Source organism: Amphritea sp., from assembly GCF_016744155.1.
GTDB lineage: Bacteria > Pseudomonadota > Gammaproteobacteria > Pseudomonadales > Balneatricaceae > Amphritea.
This window is the reverse complement of sequence record NZ_JADGEW010000027.1, coordinates 37,824-58,197: the sequence shown is the minus strand read 5'-3', so window position 1 is coordinate 58,197 and position 20,374 is coordinate 37,824. Positions and strand designations below refer to the sequence as shown.

Genomic DNA, 20,374 nt, shown 5'->3' with positions numbered 1-20,374 from the left:
CTCTGGCTCTGGCTCTGGCTCTGGCTCTGGCTCTGGCTCTGGCTCTGGCTCTGGCTCTGGCTCTGGCTCTGGCTCTGGCTGAACAGATTGAGTTTGATTTACCTCAACGTCCAGCTTAATTGCTAAATCATCCAGCTCTATATCTTCAATATCCGGCCCGGCTTTTGGTAGTTCCGAAGCAACCAGAGGCATCTCTATAACTTCAGATTCCGAGGACTCAGACATATCTAAAGCAGATTCGATACTATAAGGGTTACGCTCATCTTTCAAAAGCGCATCCAGATATTCCTTCACCAGCTGCTGTTGCCGATTCAACGATTCTTCACTCATGCCCTGCTCCGCTCAGCCAAGCCACGTAAAATTCTGATATAAGCCTGAACACCCGGCATACTCAAATCCAGCTGGGAGGGCGTTATCCCCTTAGCACTGGCGGTAATAAACTTACTATCCACTGGCACAACCCCAGCAGCAATATTCTCAGGAAAACGTTGATGCAACTCTCGCAAGCAGCTTACTGAAGTACCGATACTGCGATCAAAGAAAGTAGGTATCAGTGTATAGGTCAGCTGCCGTTTTCTGGCGCGATTAATCATCTTGATAGTCCGCAGCATCCGCTCAAGGCCTTTCAAAGCAAGGAACTCAGTCTGAACAGGCACGAGTAGATGTCCACAAGCGGCCAGAGCATTGATCATCAGCACCCCTAATACTGGGGGACTATCGATGACGACATAATCATAACGATCTTTAACCAACCGCAACGCTTTCGCGATCTGCAACCCCATCCCCTCACTTCCAATAGCTTTGCGTTCCAGCGTTGCCAAAGCTGTCGTTGCTGGAATCAGGTCTATGCCATTATTAGAGGTAGGCATTAACAGAGGCTCTAACAACTTCATATCGACATCACAACCGGGTTGAAACAGGTCGTAGACACTATTCTCCAACTCATCCGGATCGTATTTAAAGTAACTTGTCATCGATCCATGAGGATCGAGATCAACAAGCAACACTCGTTGACCTGCATCAGCCAGCAAACCTGCTATTGCGACTGCGGTTGTGGTTTTTCCCACACCGCCTTTCTGATTGGCTACCGCCCATACCTGCATTACTGCGGAGACTCCTGTGTCTGCGGAGCAAAAGTCTCCGGGGACGTTAATGTTTCAGTATCTATTGGTTGTGTTTGATCTTTACGACGAAAACTAATTCGGCCCTGCTCATCAACAACTTTCTCTATTGCTGATTCGGGCAACCCGCTTTCTGTAAGAATACCACTCACAGCATCTTCACTAACCTGCTCACTGCCAAAGGCCGAGACAACACGCTGAGTTTTTCTGTCCCGGGTGACAACAATCACAATCCGGCGATTCATCTTACGTCCATCTTCGGTCTCATTATCAGCTAAAGGCTGGTACTCACCGAAGCCAACCGCTGCCATGCGTTGAGGCTTCACTCCATTCAACTCAAGGATTCTGACCACCCCAGCTGCCCGTGCTGCCGACAACTCCCAGTTAGAGGGATACTCATCCGTAGATATAAACTGATTATCCGTATAACCCTCAACGTGAATAGGGTTATCGTATTGATTAAGAATTTTTGCCACTCGTTCAAACACAGGGTCACTAGTAATTGCTGGCAACCCCCCTCCTTCGGGATATACCAGATTAGCCCCTAATTCCAGCGCTACCCATAAGTTATTACTCTGTACCGCAACATGCCCACTTCTAATCAGTTTTTTGAACTGAACGTCCATCTGTTCGCCGATCGCTTTCAGAACAGCGCTATTTTCAGGTTTTGGCTGAATAATTTTCACAGTCGGCGTTCCACTCTTTCCTTCGCCTCCCTGAAACACGCCAATACCGGCAGGGTCTGTCTCGGTTTTACCCTCTATCGCTCTTTCAGCATTACCTTCAGGGCCGGAAAAAACGCCTGATAGAGAATCAGCTACCTGCTTATATTTTTCTTCATTAACTGATGAAATCGCGTACATTACGACAAAAAAGGCGAACAACAAGGTAATAAAATCTGCATATGAAATTACCCAACGCTGAGCATGCAGATTTTGTTCCTCAACTCTCCGCCTAGGCATAACTTAATGCCCCTGTTCCAGGTAACCCTGAAGCCGCAACTGAATAATTCGAGGGTTTTGTCCTTCCGCAATAGAGAGCAATCCTTCCAACATCATCTCCTGAAAGTAGAAGCGTTGTAGCACCATAGAACGAATTTTATTCGCTAACGGCAGGAACAACAGATTTGCGATCGCTACACCATAGATAGTGGCTACAAATGCGGTGGCAATACCGGCCCCCAGACTTGCCGGATCAGCCAGATTAGACATCACATGCACCAACCCCAACACCGCGCCAATAATACCCATTGTTGGAGCGTAGCCACCCATACTCTCAAGCACCTTCGCCGCCTGAATATCACGATATTCTCGGCTAACCAGCTCGGTTTCAAGTGTAGAACGAATAACATCGGGAGCCCGTCCATCAACCAACATTTGCAAGCCGTTGCGAACAAAGCTGTCCCGCTGTATATCAATCTCGTCTTCCAGAGCCAGCAAACCCTTCCTGCGGGCAATTACACACCAGCTAACGATGCTGTTTATCCCTTCACGATAGTTCTGGTCAGCACGTCCGAAAACCATACCGGATAGCTTTATCGCACGAGACAATTCAGACTGAGATGACTGAATAAATACGGCGGCAAAGGTGCCTCCCAATACGATAAGCAGAGCAGGTATATCAACCAGATCTTCAACCGCCCCGCCTGCCAGATGATTCCCACCTACTATTGCTAATGCTGCCAGTACAATGCCACTAAGGCTGATCAGATTCATCGTTGTCCCCAGCGAGTTAACGTCTGTTTTATATTATCTAGATTAAGCACGGCGTCTGCCAGCTCAGCTGTAATAACAGCCTTTGGCATACCAAAAATAGTACTACTGTCTTTATCCTGAGCCCAAACACAGGCTCCAGATTTTTTTAATACTCTGGCACCCTCACAACCATCCGCCCCCATACCGGTTAAAACAACGGCTAAAACCCGCGAACCATATCCTTTTGCTACAGAGGCGAAAGTCAGATCCACACTCGGTTTATACGTCATACGTTCATCACTTTCACGAATAATAAGCTTGGATGAATTAGCGGGGTCGATAATCATCTGCTGCCCTCCAGGTGCCAGGTAGGCACACCCCGGTAGCAATTGATCACCGTCTTCAGCTTCTTTAACTTCTATTGCACAGAGATCATTAAGGCGACGGGCAAACACAGAAGTAAAAGCTTTAGGCATATGCTGGGTCAATAGAATCGGCACAGGAAAACTTGCCGGCAACCCAGTAAGGACATGCTGCAATGCAGCGGGTCCACCGGTAGAAGAGCCTATAGTGACAATTTTACAGTCGGGCACCTTTGGTAGAGCATCGGCTAATTCAGTGCTATCAATATCAATTTGCTTAGCGCTACTGGGGCTAGAAGCTTGTTTAACTTCAGGTTTGATTGATAAAACAGAGCGATTAGCACCTCTCTTTTGCCGACCCAAGGCGATAACTTTTTCAACCAGAGTCACACCGATGGCTGTAGAATCTGCCACCCAGGCACGGGCATCCTTTTCCATATAGTCTACAGCACCCAGCGCCAGAGCTTCCAGAGTCACGGCGGCACTACGCTGTGTCAGCGAAGAAAGCATCACCACCTGGCAAGGGCTCTCAGTCATTATCAGTTTAAGCGCCGTAATACCGTCCATCTCTGGCATTTCAACATCCATGGTGACAACATCAGGATTTAACCGTTTTACTTTATCAACAGCCTCTTTTCCATTCTTAGCCGTATCAATCACCTGAATATCAGGGTGGGCAGCCAACATCTGACTGATTCGGTTACGAAAAAAAACCGAGTCATCAACAACTAAAACTCGAACTGTCATACAGTTCTCCAGCATCTGAATCTATAGTTACGATGCTCAGCTAGCATAGGCCTTTAGCAAGCTAGGAATATCAACAATGAGTGCAATTTTTCCATCACCGGTAATCGTTGCTCCAGACAGACCTGGAGTACCATGCAGTACGGAACCCAGAGGCTTTATCACCACCTCTTCCTGACCCACTAATTGATCGACAACAAACGCCACCTGCATATTACCGATATTTGTGATTACCACATGTCCATTTTCAGGTAGAGGCTCTTTCTCATGCCCCTTCAACAACCAGCGCTTCAGATGAAACAAAGGCATCGCCTTATCACGAACAATAATAACCTGTTGACCTTCAACCATATTGATCTGAGTAAGATTAAGATTAAAGATCTCATTGACATTCACAAGCGGCAAGGCAAACGCCTGCCCCTCTAGCAGCACCATCAAGGTCGGCATAATCGCCAACGTCAGAGGCACCTGAATCTCAATACGCGACCCAAGCCCAAGGTTGGAGTCCACATCCAATTTACCGTTTAGCTGGGTAATCTTGGTTTTCACCACATCCATACCCACGCCACGCCCTGAAACGTCGGAGATCTGTTCTTTTGTAGAAAATCCGGCAGCAAAAATCAGGTTATAACACTCATGATCACTCAGACGCCCCGCAGCTTCAGGATCAAGCATGCCCCGCTTAATCGCTAATTGCCGGAGCTTCTCAGGGTCCATTCCCGCGCCATCGTCCTCAATCACCAGAAGGATATGATCCCCTTCCTGCTCTGCTGAGAGCAACACATGGCCCTGGCTAGGCTTACCATTACTGATGCGCACTTCTGGCACTTCAATACCATGATCGATGGCATTACGGACTAGGTGGATAAGAGGATCAGCCAATGCTTCTACGAGGTTTTTATCCAGATCAGTTTCCTCTCCCCGCAATTCCAGATTAACCTCTTTGTTAAGCTGGCGAGACAAATCACGAACCAGACGCGGGAAGCGTCCAAAGACTTTCTTAACCGGCTGCATTCGGGTTTTCATAACCGACATCTGCAGATCTGCGGTAACCATATCCAACGATCCAAGCGCCTTACTCAGATCACCATCATCCTTTTCAGCACCTAATCTGACCAGTCTGTTTCGAACCAGCACCAGCTCACCGACCATATTCATAATCTGATCAAGCAGGCGAGTATCAACCCGAACATTACTTTCCGCTACCGGCTTTGCCTGCTGCGATTTAGGAGCAGCAGGTGCTTTCGACTTAACCGGCTCTGCAGGAACAACTGGAACTGGGATTGGGGTTGGAGCTGGGACAGGCGCAGAAGCGGTATCCGAAGAAAACGCTCCCTGCCCACTTGCCTGAAGGTCATCCAGTAAATGCTCAAACTCATCATCAGTAATCAGATCAACAGGGACCCCAGAAGAAGCCTGCACCACTGACGGAGTACCTCCACCTAAGAGCTGATCAAACTCAGCATCAGCAGAACTGGCAACAGCTGAATTAAGCCCAGGTGTGCCACTGGGGCCATGGAGCTCATCCAGCAGGCTGTCAAATTCATCCTCTGTAATTAAGTCTGAATCGATAGTTACCAATGGCTGCACTGTTACACCTGGAGCACCAGTAGGCCCGTGTAGTTGCTCTAGCAGATCATCAAACTCGTCTTCTGTAATCAGGTCATTTGATATGACTGACGCTGCAGGCTGGGAGACTTCTTCGCCCCCAAGGTCTGCTACTAATTGGTCAAACTCTGCACTGACTGCAGCTTCTGTTTGCTGTGAAGCTACCGGTTGGGGAGAGGCCACGGGAGCTGATGCAGCTACCTGCCCCAAAGCCATTGCATTCAGGCCCGACAGCAGCTGAGGATCGGCAGCATCAGGATAATCCCCTTGACGCACAGCTTCAAACATTGCGTTAACGCTATCCAGTGCCTGAAGCACAAGATCCATAAGCCCTTGCGAAACTTTCAATGCGTCATTGCGTAACTGGTCGAAAAGGTTTTCGGCGCTATGACAACAATCGACCATCGGATCGAGCTGCAAAAATCCTGCGCCACCTTTAACGGTGTGAAAACCCCGAAAAATTGCATTCAGCAACTCTCTGTCATCAGGATGTTGTTCGAGATCAACCAACTGTTCCGAGAGCAGCTCTAAAATCTCTCCAGCTTCCACTAAAAAATCTTCAAGAATTTCCTGATCAACATCTAAGGACATACGATATACCCGTTAAAAGCCTAGACTGGAGAGGAGATCATCAACATCATCCTGACAGGACGCGACCTCAGTTTTGTTACGGCCAGCCATTTGCGGACCTTCAGCTTCTATTCCAGACGGCTTCTGTTTCTCTTTCTCGTTCTCTTTAGGTGATTCGCTTTGTAAGTCCGGTGATAAAGCACCAAGACTATTAACACGCGATGCCACTTCCATCAGACCCACTAACTCATCTTCAATATCCGTAACCAGCTGAATCACTCGTTTAATCAACTGTCCGGTAATATCTTGATATTCCTGAGCTAACATAATCGATGTCAGACGCTCTTTAAGATCGACTAACGCACCTGAGTGGTCTTCTGCGTAATCACAAAGCTGTTGATGTAAATCGGCAAGCTCTGGCTTTTCACTTTTCAATACCGATAATTTTTCAAGCAACTGCTTACGGTGTAAAAAACCCTGTTGAAGCTGTTCAACCAACCGTAACGACTCATCAACCTGGTCGATAGTCTTATGCGCATTACTTTCTGTCAGTTCAATCACGTAAGAAAGACGATCACTGGCATCAGATATAGACGCTATATGATGCTTGGAATCTTGTAATAACTCGGTACTACTAACATCATCAGTAAAGCCAACGATTGCATCATGAACAGCTCGAGTAAGCTTCCCCACTTCGTGGTAAAGCGCCTGATGTCTCAATTCGTTTAATTGTTGAACTAACTGCATCGCCTGAGGTATGTCACCCTGCTTCAGCAGCTCGACCAACTCCTCCGCACGCGTTTGCAACTCTAACTCAAAACGACGTTGATCCTGAATATCATCTATATCAGACATGAGCGCCTCCTAGCCCTGTAGACGTTCAAATATCTTATCGATTTTTTCCTTCAGCACACCCGCAGTAAAGGGCTTGATAATATAGCCATTAACACCTGCCTGAGCTGCCGCAATGATCTGTTCGCGTTTAGCTTCTGCTGTCACCATTAGGATTGGAATCTGTCGCAGCTCTGGATCAGCCCGGACGTGCTTCAAAAGATCCAGACCGGTCATCTTCGGCATATTCCAGTCAGTCACTAGAAAATCAACGCCACCAGACTTCAGAATAGGCAACGCTGTTGCGCCGTCATCGGCCTCAACAATATTAGTAAAACCAAGATCACGTAACAGATTTTTGATAATCCGCCGCATCGTTGAGAAATCATCTACTACCAGAATTTTCATGTCTTTATTCAAGACAATCCCTCCTAACACAAACTCTATACGACGGACTCAGAACGTAGGCATACACCTCAGTATCTTTACCGCCACTCTTTTAAACGACTACGTAAACGTAGTGCCGCCTGACTATGTATCTGACTAACCCTGGACTCACTGACACCAATCACTTTGCCAATCTCTTTCAGATTGAGTTCCTGATCGTAATACAGAGACAACACCAACTTTTCTCTTTCCGGCAAGCCTTTAATTTCATGGGCGATTGCCTTAACAAAATCTTCCTGCTCAAACTGTTCGGAAGGATCGGGAGCACTGCTAGCAATAGTTTCTCCTGGCCCTTCATCCTGAGGCCCGGTAAGTTTATCAAAGCTAAACAGACGACTCTCAGCTGAATCTTTTAATAATGCATGATATTCGGTCACAGTGATATTAAGCTCAGCAGCAACCTCCCCATCTTGGGCATCACGGCCGGTACGCGCTTCGATTACCTGAACAGCTTCAGCAACCCGACGACCATTGCGGTGGACTGAACGCGGTGTCCAGTCTCCACGACGCACCTCATCGATGATAGAGCCACGGATACGGATACCCGCATATGTTTCAAAGCTGGCCCCTTTGCTGGCGTCATATTTTTTTGCCGCCTCCAACAAACCAACCATCCCCGCCTGAATCAGGTCTTCCAGCACGACAGTGTTCGGCAGCCGGGCCAGCAGGTGATGAGCAATTCGTTTTACCAAAGTGCTATGTTGCTCAATAATTTCCTGACTTGAGCGAAACTGAAGCTGATTATACATAGAGAATACTCTGCACTCCGGTTGTTCAGGCGCCACTTACCAAACGTTCGACAAAAAATTCAAGATGCCCCCGAGGATTAGAGGGCACTGGCCAGGCATCCACCTTAGTTGCCAACTGCTTATATGCCAACGCCGCTTTACTGTTCGGAAACGCTTTTAAAACAGCACGTTGCTGCTTAACCCCTTTTCTAACTGACTCATCATAAGGGATTGCCCCCAGGTATTGAAGGGTCACATCAAGAAACCTGTCTGTCACTGTCAGAAGCTTGCCATACATGTTCCGACCTTCCTGCTCAGTGCGAACCATATTCGCCAACACCCGGAAGCGTGTCATTTTATAATCCCGATTTAGCAACTTCATCAACGCATAAGCATCGGTTATAGAAGTCGGTTCATCACAAACAACAACCACTACATCCTGTGCGGCTTTGACGAAACTCACAACCGCATCCGAGATACCGGCGGCGGTATCAATCACCAAGACATCAAGATCATCGGCGATTTCACTGAATGCATGAATCAATTCAGAATGTTCATGCACACTCAGAGACGTCATTTCCTGCGTGCCAGAGGCGGCTGGAACTATTCTGACATTGGTATCCACCTCTATCAGAAGGTCTTTAAGACTACACTCACCTGACAGAACATTTGAAATATCTCGCTTGGCTTTAACCCCTAACAACACATCTACATTTGCCAGACCCAGATCGGCATCCATCAGAACCACCCGATGCCCCATCTCCCCCAGAGCGAGACTCATATTCACAGAGACATTGGTTTTGCCAACACCGCCTTTACCTCCAGTGACAGCTATGACCTTCACCGGTCTGATACTACCCATTCCGACCATCCATCGCAGCAGTAAGTAGCCACTCAATCTCTGTTATCTGCTTTGTTAGCAACTCAGTTCTCCCAATGCTCATCACGGGCCAGCCTTTCCTGCTTGTGCTCATTAAAGACACGATGACTACGACTCGCTTTTTGCGCGGTTATAACCGCCCGGCTCACCAGATCTTTCTTGTGTGCCACATCAATATCATCTGGCACTCGCTGCCCATCTGTCACATAGCTCACAGACAGACCATTCTCCATTACCAGATCAAGCGCTTCGCCAAGATTACCTGATTCATCCAACTTACTTAATACACAACCATGCAGCCCCAACGGCGCATAAGTTTCATAAGCACTTTCAATAACATGACGCTGACTGGAACAAGATAGCACCAACAATTTTTTCATCCGGACCGTTACTTCATCCAGCATACTGAGCTGCGCCTGGGTATGAGGCTCATGAGCACTCATACCTGCTGTATCTATTAACACTAACCGCTTACCTCGAAGGGAAGTCAAAACTTCCTCCAGTGGATTATTCTCATCCACAACCCGCACCGGAACATCCAAGATTCGACCAAAGGTAAGTAACTGCTCATGCGCAGCTATACGAAACGAATCCGTAGTAACCAGGGCCACACTAGAACTGCCGTGTTTTAACACATAACGCGCTGCCAACTTACCGATAGTCGTTGTTTTCCCCACTCCAGTAGGCCCAACAAAAGCGATCATGCCCCCCCGTTCGATAAAATCTTCTCCCATCACTGGGATATTGTCACTGAAACGGGTTAATGCGGAGCGCCAAGCATCATCCAGGGCATCATCATCTCCGACAGTCGCTGATAATTGACGACTAATCTGAGACCCCAAACCGATTCTCTCAAGCCTTCGCTCAATTTTTACTACTGATGAATCGGCCAGCTCATGACGGGGACGCTCTTTACGCGGCGCAACGGGTTTTGTCGCTGACGCCACATTAGCGCTTCTTACAGGGTCAGGTACTGCTTTTGGCTCTATTGAACTCTGATGTGTCGACTTAGGCTGATTCAAGATACCCTTTAGAGAGTCAATTTCCTGTTTCAGTGATTGAATAACTTCACGTTCGTCATCAACTCCCTGATGAATCGACTCAGCAGGCGGCGTCACTTGGCGCTCTTGCCGTGTAGGATCTAAGCGGGGCCGAGTCACTTTATCATCAGAAGTTTCTACTCGTGGAGCCTGATAAGCCCGGCCACGTTGACGTTTCTTGAGCGTATCGAGAATATCATTCAGTTCTTCATCATCACCGTCCATTTGACGATTTTTCTGGCGAGGCTCAGCGCCGCCATCCTGAGCTGTCGCGATCCGTGCCTGAGCTTTACGTAACTCTTCAGCAAGATTACTCTTCAGCTTTCCCTGTTGCTTTCTGGAGCTTTCCGCAGCCCTCTTACGCTTAAATTCCTGCTGAGCCGCTTCATACTCATGCTCATGGGCAGCCACGACTTCCACACCACCAGCAACGCGATGATTAGAGACAATTACAGCGTCGGGACCAATTTCATCCCTGACCCGCTGCATCGCCTGTCTCATATCCGGAGCAAAAAAGCGTTTAACTTTCATAACTGTCTCTATTAATTACCTGATCAGGCACCGGCCTGACCCTGGCCACCCACTGTAGCAATAATCGTAACCCGCTTATTTTCAGGAATTTCCTGATAGGAGAGAACGCTGATCTGATTCTCTCCATAACGTACAAATTTAGCCAATAGCGGTCTAATTGGCGCCGCCACCAGCAATATAGATGCTCGCCCTGCAATTTCCTGCTGCTGAGCCACACCAGCAAGAGAGCTCTGTAATCGCTCAGCCATTGTTGGCTCAATCACCAGACCATCACCACTCTCACCCTGCTGCACCGACCCCAAAAGCAACTGTTCCAGCTGCGGGTCAAGCGTAATCACAGGCAAATCATCATCACTACCAACAATATTCTGAACAATCATCCTTGAAAGTGAAATACGCACAGCCGCTGTCAGCCCTTGAGGGTCCTGAGTACGGGCTACAGCCTCCGCCAATGCCTCTGTGATCGTTCTAAAATCTCGTACCGGCACCTGCTCCATTAACAAATTCTGCAGCACTTTCAATAGTGTACTCACAGAAAGGCGTCCTGGTATCAACTCTTCTACCAGTTTTGGGGACGTTTTTGCCAACATATCCAATAATTTCTGTACTTCATCATGCCCCATTAACTCATGGGAGTGTGCCTGTAAGATCTGATTGAGGTGCGTTGCCACTACTGTACCGGCATCCACAACCGTGTAACCGAGGGTCTGCGCCTGCTCTTTTTGACTTTGCTCAATCCACACAGCATCAAGACCAAAGGCAGGGTCTTTAACCTCTATTCCTTTGAGAGACCCAAATACCTGCCCTGGATTTATAGCCAATTCTCTATCAGGGTAGACTTCGGATTCCCCGACAGAAACCCCCATTAATGTAATTCGGTACGCGCCCGGCATCAGGTCCAGGTTATCCCTTATATGCACCGAAGGAACCAGAAAACCAAGATCCTGAGACAGTTTTTTACGCACACCTTTAATGCGACTCAGCAACTGCCCTCCCTGCAGCTTATCTACCATAGGGATCAGCCGATAGCCGACCTCAAGGCCGATCATATCCACCGGCATCACATCATCCCAATCCAGCTCTTTCACGTCCTGATCGGCTTCGGACTGTTTAGGCTGTTGCGGAGCCTCTTCTGCCGCTTTGGCCTCAGCCTCCACATTGCGCTGTTGAATAAAATACGCTCCGAAACCAGCGACGATTGCCAAAGATAAAAAAGCGACATGCGGCATTCCTGGCAGGGAACCCATGATAAACAGAATTGCTGCAGCAACAGCCAACGCCTTAGGAGAACCAAACAGCTGACTGATAACCTGCTTACCCATATCCTGAGATGAGTTCACCCGGGTCACCATAATCGCTGCGGCAGTGGAAAGCAGCAGCGATGGGATCTGAGCAACCAGCCCATCACCAATAGTCAGTAACGAATAGTAACGAGCCGCCAGATCAAAGGAGAGATCATGCTGGAGCATACCTATCCCGAGACCACCGAGAATATTAATTACCAAGATCAGTATCCCGGCAACAGCATCACCCCGGACAAACTTACTAGCACCATCCATAGAACCGTAAAAATCAGCTTCCTGGGTCACTTCCTGACGCCGAAGTTTGGCATCTTCCTGGCTTATCAAACCCGCATTAAGATCCGCATCAATCGCCATCTGCTTACCCGGCATCGCATCCAAGGTAAAGCGGGCACTAACTTCAGATATACGGCCTGCACCCTTAGTTACAACAACAAAGTTGATGATCACCAGAATCAGGAATACCACCAGACCCACAACATAGTTACCACCAATCACCACTTCACCGAACGCCTCGATCACCTTACCTGCCGCATCTCCGCCCTCATGGCCATGAAGAAGCACTATTCGGGTAGAGGCAACGTTCAGCGCCAGACGCATTAAAGTCGTAATCAGAAGAATCGTAGGAAAAACTGCGAAGTCCAAAGGACGCATCGAATAGACACACACCAACAAGACAACTATAGAAAGCGCTATATTAAAGGTAAACAAAGTATCAAGGAGGAATGGCGGCATAGGCAGCGTAACCATGCCCAGCACAAGCAAGAGCAGAAAAGGAATACCCAGATTCCCTTTACCCATGTCCCGTACGTTATTGTAAACCGCCGTTCTGTTCACTTACACCCCAGATAACATCTTCACCAACAGGCGAAGCGTCAAAAATACGTCATATTAAAATTGATAGATTATAAAACAAAAAATAGCACTAATAAGCACTTAAAAACATCAATTTTTTGACGCTTCGCCTTTCATCTTGTAATTACTGCAAGAATCCAGCCACATCACGGAGATAAGGAAGAGGTAAATTGAGGGTAATTATTCGTCTTGTCGCAGTTCTGAAGGAATATCAAGATCTTGAGAAACTTCTTTTGGAGCCGGCCCTTGGCGCTGCTTATGACGCTGCAACTGAAAGACATAGGCGAGCACTTCCGCGACCGCTTTAAACAAGCCTGAAGGAATCTCTTCCTCCACTTCTGTTGAGTGATAAATAGCCCGAGCAAGAGCCGGAGCAGAAAGAACAGGAACTTCGTGAGCATCTGCAATCTCTCGAATTTTCAATGCTACAAAATCAGCCCCTTTAGCAACCAGAAACGGAGCTCCTCCACCACTCTGATTGTATTTAAGCGCCACGGCATAATGTGTTGGGTTAGTAATCACCACATCCGCTTCAGGCACTGCAGACATCATCTTCCGTTGAGATATTTCACGCTGCAACTGTCGAATACGACCCTTAACCTCAGGCTTACCCTCAGTATTCTTCATCTCATCCTTCACTTCCTGAAGGGTCATTTTAAGCTTCTGGGTATAGTCATAGATCTGAAAAGGCACATCAATCAGAGAGATTATAATCATCGACAGGCTCATAATCAGAAACGCCCAGATAACTATCTCTGTCGCATGAGACATGGCCGGGACTACATCTTGCGCACCTAATGAAAACAACTCTTCTTTGGTCGTTAACAAAACAAAAAAGGAAAGAGCACCAACAACCGAAAATTTTGCTAACGCCTTGAACAGCTCAATCAACGCTTTCAAGGAAAACATTCGCTTAATACCCGCCAAGGGATCCAATCGACTCATTTTTGGCGCCATCGCTTTCAGACTAAGATTCCATCCACCCAAAGCAATAGGCCCAACAAGAGCAGCAACCAGTAACACAAGAAAAAAACCAAACAGAGACTTGAGCGCCTCTGACAAAGAAAACCCCAAGTGGGTAAACATAAGCGCCGGATCCATCACGGACTGCCTATCAAGACTGAAGTTAAACCTCATCATTCCAGCCATGGCATCCGTCACCTGACCACCAAACATCACCGCTGCCGCGGCGGCAGATAGCAACAAAACAGTGGTAGCGAGCTCTTTGGAGCGGGCTATATCCCCTTTTTCTTTAGCATCATTTAGCCGTTTCGCCGTGGGTTCTTCAGTTTTTTCCTGACCGCTCTCTTCAGCCATATCTAAAGCCTCCCAACACCGATAACCAGATCGAGATAATCAAAAGCGAGCGAAACAAATCGCTGATACTGTCCTAAAAAGCCCTCAAGACTAGCCCAGGTAATCATTAACCCCATTAACATCGTAAACGGAAAACCGATAGCCAGAATATTCAATTGCGGGGCCGCTTTAGCCATCACACCAAAGGCAAAATTAATCACCAGTAGCGCCGTAACAGCAGGAAGAGCCATCAACAATGCACTGGACAGCATCCAACTACCGGATTTTACCAACGCCATATATCCCGACGCAGGCATCGCTCCCTCAGAGACCGGGAGCACAAAAAAACTTCTGGCTAAAGCCTCAAACATTACCAAATGACCATTAAAGGCCATAAACAATAGCATCACTAACATAAGATACAGCTGGGAGAGCACAACAACCGACACTCCGTTCGCTGGATCATTGACCGAGGCAAATCCCAATCCCATCTGAGAAGAGATCAACTGCCCACCCAGTGAAAATATCTGGAATAACACCTGAATAACAAACGCCATTGCCGTGCCGATAATAATCTGCTGCGCCACCAGAATGTAGGTTTGCAGGGACATTCCACTTAACACTGGCATCTCTGGTAGAACTGGCAGCAATACAACAGTCATCGATACAGCCAAACCCAGCCTAATTCGTGAGGGAACCAACTGAGTACCAATCATTGGCACCACCATAAAGAAAGACGCTATTCTAAAGAAAGGCAGTAAGAACTGAGCTACCCATTGTTCTATCTGAAGCGTTGTCAGCTGCAGCATTGGCTACCCTAAAAACAACGGAATATTGGCGAAAATATTATTGAAGTGATCCATCAACTGTCCAAGAATCCAGGGACCGGCCCACATAATCGTTAGCAAGGTAACAATCAGACGAGGTAGAAAACTCAGGGTCTGCTCATTAATTTGGGTTGCCGCTTGAAAAGTAGAGACGAGAAGACCCACCATCAACGAAGGCACAACAATGACTATCACCATGGTAACGATTAAAAACAGCGCCTCAGCAAACAGATCAAGAGCCATCTCCGGTGTCATATAAAACCCTCTTAACCAATCACGAAATAATGCTCTTTAACTGAGCTATACAACAAAACTTCCAGCCAGCGTGCCTATAACCATAGCCCATCCATCCACTAGTACAAATAGCATAATTTTAAAAGGCAGCGAGATAATTACCGGCGACAACATCATCATACCCATCGCCATCAATACGCTGGCAACCACAAGGTCAATAACCAGAAACGGAATAAACAACATAAAGCCAATTTGAAATGCGGTTTTCAATTCACTGGTCACAAAGGAGGGAACAAGCACAGTGAAGGGGATATCATCCGGCGTTTCAACTGCCTCAGTCCGGGAGATATTCATAAACAGGTTAAGATCGGTCTCCCGAGTCTGATCCAGCATAAAACCTCTAAACGGCACGCTAGCAGCGGTTAGCGCTTCTATGGAAGTAATTTCTTCATTCAGATAGGGCTGCACAGCCTGCTCGTTCACTTTATCCAGCACCGGCGACATAATAAACAGTGTTAGAAACAGCGCTAGCCCTACCAAAATCTGATTGGACGGAGTTTGCTGTAAGCCAAGCGCTTGCCGCAGAATGGCAAAAACGATAATAATCCGAGCAAAGGAGGTCATCATCATCAGAATCGCTGGCAGGAACGTCAGCAGGGTCATTAGCCCTAGAATCTGAAGCGTCACACTATATTCGGCACTACCATCTGGATTCGTCGTTAAAGTAACCGCTGAAATACCCGGATCAGCTGCCATTGCCAGACCAGGAACCAGTAAAAACGGCAATAATAGAGCAAAGACTCTTTTCACTCAGCCCCCTTACGGCTCAACGCCTGCTGAAGCTTATTTGCAAACTCTCCCATTGCAGCACCCGGCTCAATCAAAGGCTGATCATAGCTCTGCAACAGATTTACCCGACCTGGAGCAACCCCCAAAAGAAGCTGCTGATCACCCGCCTGAACCAGAACCACTTTCTCTCGCGCAGATAAAGAAAGCGAAGCAACAACCTGAAGAGAACGATTCTGGCCCGACAAACCGGTAAAACGCTTAAGCAGCCAGGCTAATAGAAAAATCAGCCCGATAACCAGTACCAACCCAGCAAGCAACTGCGTCAGCGAACCCGTATTAAGAGGCTCGACTACCGAACGCACCTTACTAGCATCTGGCACAGGGGAAGAGGACGATTCAGGTGCAGCAGCCAGCAAACCACTGCAACCAAGCCCCAGTAATACAACCAGAGTACGGTAAAGAAACTCAAAACAACCGCGTAAATAAGACCTGACAGGCAATCGAATTACCTCAGTTTATCAATGCGTTCCTGTGGACTGATAACATCAGTCAACCGGATACCATAGCGATCATTAACCACAACAACCTCACCGTGAGCCACCAAGGTGCCATTTACCAACACGTCCAGAGGCTCACCCGCTACCCGATCCAATTCGACAACAGAACCCTGATTAAGCTGAAGCAAGTTACGGATCGAAATATCTGACCGCCCTACCTCCATCGACAACTTAACGGGTATATCAAGAATCACATCCATACTGGGATTATCCAGCGCAACGCTTTCGTCTCTTAGCTCATCAAGATCAATCGCCTGATTTTCAACAACACCTGACTCAGCCTGGGCTTGCTCAGCCATCGCCGCACCCCAGTCATCCATACCTGCGTCTTGATCCTGATTCTCAATCTCGTCATTACTCATGAGTGATACGCTCTGTCTAACGGTTTATTCATTTTTAGTCCGACTAATAACTTTCACAGCCAGATTACCTCTGGAGGTTCCCAGCTTACAATTGAAAATAGGAACCCGGGCAGCCTTGAGCAACAATGTATCAGCAATATCTATCGGTATAACATCACCGGCTTCGAGCTGCATCACATCTCGCAGTTTCATTTTTCTCTCTGCAATCACCAGATCCAGGTTCATTGATGCGCCGAGCATATCCCCCTTCAAGGAGGTAAGCCACTGCTCATCCAATTCCTCCTCAGCAGGCTTATATCCGGAAATTAGAATATCTCGAATCGGCTCCAGCATGGAATAGGGCATCGTAACATGGAACTCACCAGTCCCCCCTTCCATATCTACCTGAAAGCTGCTCACCACCACGACTTCGGAGGGATTAATCACGTTCGCCATCGCCGGATTAACCTCATGCCCACTCACTTCAAACTTAAGTGGCATCACAGGCTCCCAAGAACCTTCCAGATCAACAAAGAACTGATCAATAACTTTATTAATCAGTCTGATTTCAGTGGGAGTAAACTCCCGACCTTCAATCTTTGCATGCCGACCATCACCGCCAAAAAAACTATCCACCAGCTTAAACACCAACTTAGCGTCCATTACCAGCAACGCAGTTCCCCGCAAAGGAGTCACTCTTAATAAGCTAATACTAGTAGGGACATAAAGTGTATGTATATAGTCGGAGTACTTCATAATCTGCACGCCACCGACTGATACATCGGCATTGTTACGTAACAGGCTAAACAGAGAAATTCGGGTATGCCGGGCAAAGCGCTCGTTAATCATCTCAAGAGTAGGCATCCGCCCACGAACAATGCGCTCATGACTGGCAAGATCGTAAGCTCTGACTTCACCTTCCTCTTCGGCGACTTCGTCCTCCGTTTCAATATCCCCATCGTCCACACCATGCAGAAGCGCGTCAATTTCGTCCTGAGAAAGGAGATCTTTAACTGTCATAACAGATTATCCATCACTGCATTATAAATCCGGTAAAGAGCACTTTCTCAACACCGGGCTTACCTATTTTTGCCTGCATAACGATCTGAATTTCCTTTAGCGCTGCCTCTCGCATCATCTGTTTTCCATTTACAGCACGCATCTCTTCAAAAGACTGACTGGAAAATAAACGATTCAGATTAGATACAATTTTTGGCATATGCTTTGTCAAAGCGGCAACAACCTCGTCGTCACGACTTTTAGTCTCAACATATATCTGCATATAGTGAGTGCGATCATCCTTGCTTGGCACTGCTACAGTAAAGTATGGACTACCTTCCAAGGTTCTGATCTTAGTATAAAGAGCCTGGGCTGGCTTAGCTGGCTCAACTTCAGCAGAAACAGCCTCATCATCAGAACCACCCAGCATAAACATAGCGCCGACGCCACCAATAACAGCAATCAGAAGCACCCCGACAATAATCAGGATCAACTTCATTTTTCCGGACTTCTTTCCACCTTCAGCCGCGTCATCAGCAACTGTTTCGGTATTTTCTTCAGCCATCTCTTGCCTCACAAGCAACGAACCGGTCATACCGGCACCATGCGTTAAATCACCATCCAATGCGTAATATAACATACTGATTCAGCAGCGGAAGCAGACTAATCTCAGTTTAATAAGAAGATCATTTATCAGGCATAGTAATCTACCAGTGACAGACTTTCCTGATGCATTACTTCAGGCACAGATTCCTCCGCAGAACTATTTTGATATCCGACAAAAGACTCATCTTGCTCACTCCCTCGTTGCTGCCCATCATCTTGGTCATGCACCGAAGATTCCGCCAGATCCAACCCCTGCTCAGCAAACATCTCCCTCAACCGGGGTAGACTCTGCTCAATAGCCTCCCGAACACTGCCGTGCGGCGTAGTAAACACCACGCTGACCTGCTCATTCTTGACCTGCAACTTAACCAGCAAAGAACCTAACTCAGGGGGATCTAACTGAATTTCTGCAAACTGGCCGTTCTGCGAGGCCATCATCATCACCCGATTATTTACCGCCTGACTCCATGCAGGCATACCTGGGCGAGTACCTTCCGGCATAACCATCTGCATCGGCTCAGCTGTCGAACGAACTTTGCCGGCTGCAGCTAATGAGTCTGCAAAACTGGTTAATAGCGCGTCCTGACGCCCTTCTGAGCGACCCGTCAACTCTATCCCTTTCAATTTATCGGACTCAGTTCCCGATTTAATCTGCTGCCTAGCATTATCAACAACCTGCTGAACTCCTGCTAAAGCACTCCCGGATTGCATAGCAGAGTCAGCAGCTTGTCGTACAGGCGACTGAACAACAGTTTCTATCGGCTGAGCACGTAACTGAGGCTCAACTCTGGAGGAACTCCCATCAACCTTAACGAATGATTCTCCCTTCAGAGCCTCAGCACCAACCTTTGCTTCTGAAACACCTCCTGCAGCCACTGACAATCGACTAACAGCCTCTTCAATACTCCCAACAGCCGGCCGGATTGAATCTGACAACTGCTCATTAGCCAGCCCAGCCTCCCGTACAATCTGCGCAACTGATTCAGCAAACAGGTTTTTGGCGGGCGCTTGTCCAGCTTCCCCTACTCCCCCTTGGCCTTTCTCTGTAGATTGAATCACTTCTGAAGCTTGCAGAGACGAGGACATCCTTTCAACTAAATCCGAGCCTTCTGCACCCGATCGACCAGTCCCCACTACTACCCCTGACTCAACCTGAGTTTTATTTTCTAGGGTCGGACCAGCGCCAGCTACTATAGATGAGATTTCCGGCTTTGACTGAGCTAGCGAAGACACTAACGATTGTCCTTCAGCTATACCAGCAGAAGCGGCTGACTGACTCTTACCCTGATCAGTTGGCTGTACAGAAAACTCGACAGGCTGCTGAGACTTCGCCTCTTGATTAACTAAACCAACCTCTGCTGCAGGAACGGCATTACCGGCCAAAGCACCCGAAGCTCCTCTAAAGGACTCTGGCTCAGTCAGCAATCTTCCCGCTAGGGCCGTAGAATCCGCTGCACTTCCTACTGAGAACCTATTCCTGATACTTTCAGCATTCAGCTCCGCTCCCTGCGCCTTATGATCACTGCGGGCACCCACCTGCTTTAAAGCAGAATCAGCCAGAACACTCAGATCCGCATCACGATACTGATTAATCTGCTGTAGAGCAGAGCCTCCATCAGAATTTGAGACCAAAACATCCTGAGTATTATTATCAGCTGCAGTAAACAGCTCTTGCTGCCACTGACCCTGATTCATCTCGCCTGCCTTTACCCCATCGACACTACCTTCCGGTTGAGCGACTACATCAGCATCAGAAACGCCATTCCCATAGCGCTCATCAGAGGGCAAAGATTCACCCCCTTCCGGCAATGTCTGACCGCTCTGAACCTGCTCTGCTGAAGCGGCTGAATGCTGATGATTAGCTTGCTGCATGGACTGATCAAAGGATTGAGTAGCCTGATCACCAATACTCACCACTCCCTGAACAGCCGTATCAGCGCTAGCTACTGACACTGCACCAGTGCCCAATAATGATCCGACCCCTGCTGAAGCCGAAAGCGATTGATTCATACT

At 47.8% G+C, this 20,374-nt stretch carries 21 protein-coding genes; all 21 read right to left on the bottom strand.

The window, feature by feature from the left end:
• The coding region (locus QZZ54_RS16695; RefSeq protein WP_290704535.1) for a hypothetical protein at positions 1-330 on the bottom strand (330 nt) is incomplete at its 3' end.
• Positions 327-1,103 carry a ParA family protein gene (locus QZZ54_RS16690; protein ID WP_290704532.1) on the bottom strand — a complete coding sequence of 259 codons (777 nt, stop codon included), beginning with the start codon at positions 1,101-1,103 and terminating at the stop codon, positions 327-329. The genes QZZ54_RS16690 and QZZ54_RS16695, both read right to left, overlap by 4 nt.
• A complete protein-coding gene (locus QZZ54_RS16685) occupies positions 1,103-2,083 on the bottom strand; it encodes a flagellar motor protein MotB (protein ID WP_290704529.1) in 981 nt (326 codons plus the stop codon). Before QZZ54_RS16685 ends, QZZ54_RS16690 begins: the two co-directional genes overlap by 1 nt.
• Positions 2,084-2,086: 3 nt before the next feature.
• A complete protein-coding gene (locus QZZ54_RS16680; RefSeq protein WP_290704526.1) occupies positions 2,087-2,836 on the bottom strand; it encodes a flagellar motor protein in 750 nt (249 codons plus the stop codon).
• Positions 2,833-3,924, bottom strand: a complete 1,092-nt coding sequence (locus QZZ54_RS16675; protein WP_290704523.1) for a chemotaxis response regulator protein-glutamate methylesterase — start codon at positions 3,922-3,924, stop codon at positions 2,833-2,835. The genes QZZ54_RS16680 and QZZ54_RS16675 overlap by 4 nt, the downstream gene beginning before the upstream one ends.
• Positions 3,925-3,960: 36 nt before the next feature.
• A complete protein-coding gene (locus tag QZZ54_RS16670; RefSeq protein WP_290704520.1) occupies positions 3,961-6,120 on the bottom strand; it encodes a chemotaxis protein CheA in 2,160 nt (719 codons plus the stop codon).
• 12 nt (positions 6,121-6,132) lie between these two features.
• Positions 6,133-6,954 (bottom strand): protein phosphatase CheZ, encoded by an 822-nt coding sequence (locus tag QZZ54_RS16665; RefSeq protein ID WP_290704517.1) that lies wholly within the window; start codon positions 6,952-6,954, stop codon positions 6,133-6,135.
• Positions 6,955-6,963: 9 nt separating this feature from the next.
• Positions 6,964-7,350 carry a chemotaxis response regulator CheY gene (gene cheY / locus QZZ54_RS16660; protein WP_290704514.1) on the bottom strand — a complete coding sequence of 129 codons (387 nt, stop codon included), beginning with the start codon at positions 7,348-7,350 and terminating at the stop codon, positions 6,964-6,966.
• Positions 7,351-7,415: 65 nt separating this feature from the next.
• On the bottom strand, positions 7,416-8,126 hold the full coding sequence (locus QZZ54_RS16655) for an RNA polymerase sigma factor FliA (protein WP_290704511.1): 711 nt from the start codon (positions 8,124-8,126) through the stop codon (positions 7,416-7,418).
• A 25-nt stretch (positions 8,127-8,151) separates the two neighbouring features.
• The gene (locus QZZ54_RS16650; RefSeq protein WP_290704508.1) at positions 8,152-8,967 is read right to left on the bottom strand and encodes a MinD/ParA family protein; all 816 of its coding nucleotides are present in this window, start codon (positions 8,965-8,967) and stop codon (positions 8,152-8,154) included.
• Positions 8,968-9,029: 62 nt separating this feature from the next.
• A complete protein-coding gene (gene flhF / locus QZZ54_RS16645; RefSeq protein WP_290704505.1) occupies positions 9,030-10,556 on the bottom strand; it encodes a flagellar biosynthesis protein FlhF in 1,527 nt (508 codons plus the stop codon).
• 23 nt (positions 10,557-10,579) lie between these two features.
• A complete protein-coding gene (gene flhA, locus QZZ54_RS16640; protein ID WP_290704503.1) occupies positions 10,580-12,694 on the bottom strand; it encodes a flagellar biosynthesis protein FlhA in 2,115 nt (704 codons plus the stop codon).
• Between the two features lie 198 nt (positions 12,695-12,892).
• A complete protein-coding gene (gene flhB, locus QZZ54_RS16635; protein WP_290704501.1) occupies positions 12,893-14,029 on the bottom strand; it encodes a flagellar biosynthesis protein FlhB in 1,137 nt (378 codons plus the stop codon).
• 2 nt (positions 14,030-14,031) lie between these two features.
• The gene (gene fliR / locus QZZ54_RS16630) at positions 14,032-14,817 is read right to left on the bottom strand and encodes a flagellar biosynthetic protein FliR (protein ID WP_290704498.1); all 786 of its coding nucleotides are present in this window, start codon (positions 14,815-14,817) and stop codon (positions 14,032-14,034) included.
• A 3-nt stretch (positions 14,818-14,820) separates the two neighbouring features.
• On the bottom strand, positions 14,821-15,090 hold the full coding sequence (fliQ, locus tag QZZ54_RS16625; RefSeq protein ID WP_290704496.1) for a flagellar biosynthesis protein FliQ: 270 nt from the start codon (positions 15,088-15,090) through the stop codon (positions 14,821-14,823).
• Positions 15,091-15,135: 45 nt separating this feature from the next.
• Positions 15,136-15,825 (bottom strand): flagellar type III secretion system pore protein FliP, encoded by a 690-nt coding sequence (gene fliP, locus QZZ54_RS16620; RefSeq protein ID WP_290704542.1) that lies wholly within the window; start codon positions 15,823-15,825, stop codon positions 15,136-15,138.
• Positions 15,826-15,875: 50 nt separating this feature from the next.
• On the bottom strand, positions 15,876-16,358 hold the full coding sequence (gene fliO, locus QZZ54_RS16615; RefSeq protein ID WP_290704493.1) for a flagellar biosynthetic protein FliO: 483 nt from the start codon (positions 16,356-16,358) through the stop codon (positions 15,876-15,878).
• 5 nt (positions 16,359-16,363) lie between these two features.
• Positions 16,364-16,777 carry a flagellar motor switch protein FliN gene (fliN, locus tag QZZ54_RS16610; RefSeq protein ID WP_290704490.1) on the bottom strand — a complete coding sequence of 138 codons (414 nt, stop codon included), beginning with the start codon at positions 16,775-16,777 and terminating at the stop codon, positions 16,364-16,366.
• A 24-nt stretch (positions 16,778-16,801) separates the two neighbouring features.
• Positions 16,802-17,776, bottom strand: coding sequence for a flagellar motor switch protein FliM (gene fliM, locus QZZ54_RS16605; RefSeq protein WP_290704487.1), 975 nt, complete (start codon positions 17,774-17,776; stop codon positions 16,802-16,804).
• A 13-nt stretch (positions 17,777-17,789) separates the two neighbouring features.
• The gene (locus QZZ54_RS16600) at positions 17,790-18,395 is read right to left on the bottom strand and encodes a flagellar basal body-associated FliL family protein (protein ID WP_290704485.1); all 606 of its coding nucleotides are present in this window, start codon (positions 18,393-18,395) and stop codon (positions 17,790-17,792) included.
• Between the two features lie 53 nt (positions 18,396-18,448).
• Positions 18,449-20,371: a flagellar hook-length control protein FliK gene (locus tag QZZ54_RS16595; protein WP_290704482.1), complete on the bottom strand. Its 1,923-nt coding sequence runs from the start codon at positions 20,369-20,371 to the stop codon at positions 18,449-18,451.
• Positions 20,372-20,374 lie beyond the last annotated feature (3 nt).

Bases quoted from the DNA above. Each gene is read 5' to 3' on its own strand.
- flhB (WP_290704501.1), bottom strand. From the start codon at position 14,029: ATGGCTGAAGAGAGCGGTCAGGAAAAAACTGAAGAACCCACGGCGAAA.
- QZZ54_RS16665 (WP_290704517.1), bottom strand. From the start codon at position 6,954: ATGTCTGATATAGATGATATTCAGGATCAACGTCGTTTTGAGTTAGAG.
- fliP (WP_290704542.1), bottom strand. From the start codon at position 15,825: ATGGCAGCTGATCCGGGTATTTCAGCGGTTACTTTAACGACGAATCCA.
- QZZ54_RS16670 (WP_290704520.1), bottom strand. From the start codon at position 6,120: ATGTCCTTAGATGTTGATCAGGAAATTCTTGAAGATTTTTTAGTGGAA.
- QZZ54_RS16600 (WP_290704485.1), bottom strand. From the start codon at position 18,395: ATGTTATATTACGCATTGGATGGTGATTTAACGCATGGTGCCGGTATG.
- QZZ54_RS16680 (WP_290704526.1), bottom strand. From the start codon at position 2,836: ATGAATCTGATCAGCCTTAGTGGCATTGTACTGGCAGCATTAGCAATA.
- fliR (WP_290704498.1), bottom strand. From the start codon at position 14,817: ATGCTGCAGCTGACAACGCTTCAGATAGAACAATGGGTAGCTCAGTTC.
- QZZ54_RS16595 (WP_290704482.1), bottom strand. From the start codon at position 20,371: ATGAATCAATCGCTTTCGGCTTCAGCAGGGGTCGGATCATTATTGGGC.
- QZZ54_RS16675 (WP_290704523.1), bottom strand. From the start codon at position 3,924: ATGACAGTTCGAGTTTTAGTTGTTGATGACTCGGTTTTTTTTCGTAAC.
- QZZ54_RS16690 (WP_290704532.1), bottom strand. From the start codon at position 1,103: ATGCAGGTATGGGCGGTAGCCAATCAGAAAGGCGGTGTGGGAAAAACC.
- QZZ54_RS16650 (WP_290704508.1), bottom strand. From the start codon at position 8,967: ATGGGTAGTATCAGACCGGTGAAGGTCATAGCTGTCACTGGAGGTAAA.
- fliN (WP_290704490.1), bottom strand. From the start codon at position 16,777: ATGAGTAATGACGAGATTGAGAATCAGGATCAAGACGCAGGTATGGAT.
- QZZ54_RS16655 (WP_290704511.1), bottom strand. From the start codon at position 8,126: ATGTATAATCAGCTTCAGTTTCGCTCAAGTCAGGAAATTATTGAGCAA.
- fliQ (WP_290704496.1), bottom strand. From the start codon at position 15,090: ATGACACCGGAGATGGCTCTTGATCTGTTTGCTGAGGCGCTGTTTTTA.
- flhF (WP_290704505.1), bottom strand. From the start codon at position 10,556: ATGAAAGTTAAACGCTTTTTTGCTCCGGATATGAGACAGGCGATGCAG.
- fliM (WP_290704487.1), bottom strand. From the start codon at position 17,776: ATGACAGTTAAAGATCTCCTTTCTCAGGACGAAATTGACGCGCTTCTG.
- QZZ54_RS16685 (WP_290704529.1), bottom strand. From the start codon at position 2,083: ATGCCTAGGCGGAGAGTTGAGGAACAAAATCTGCATGCTCAGCGTTGG.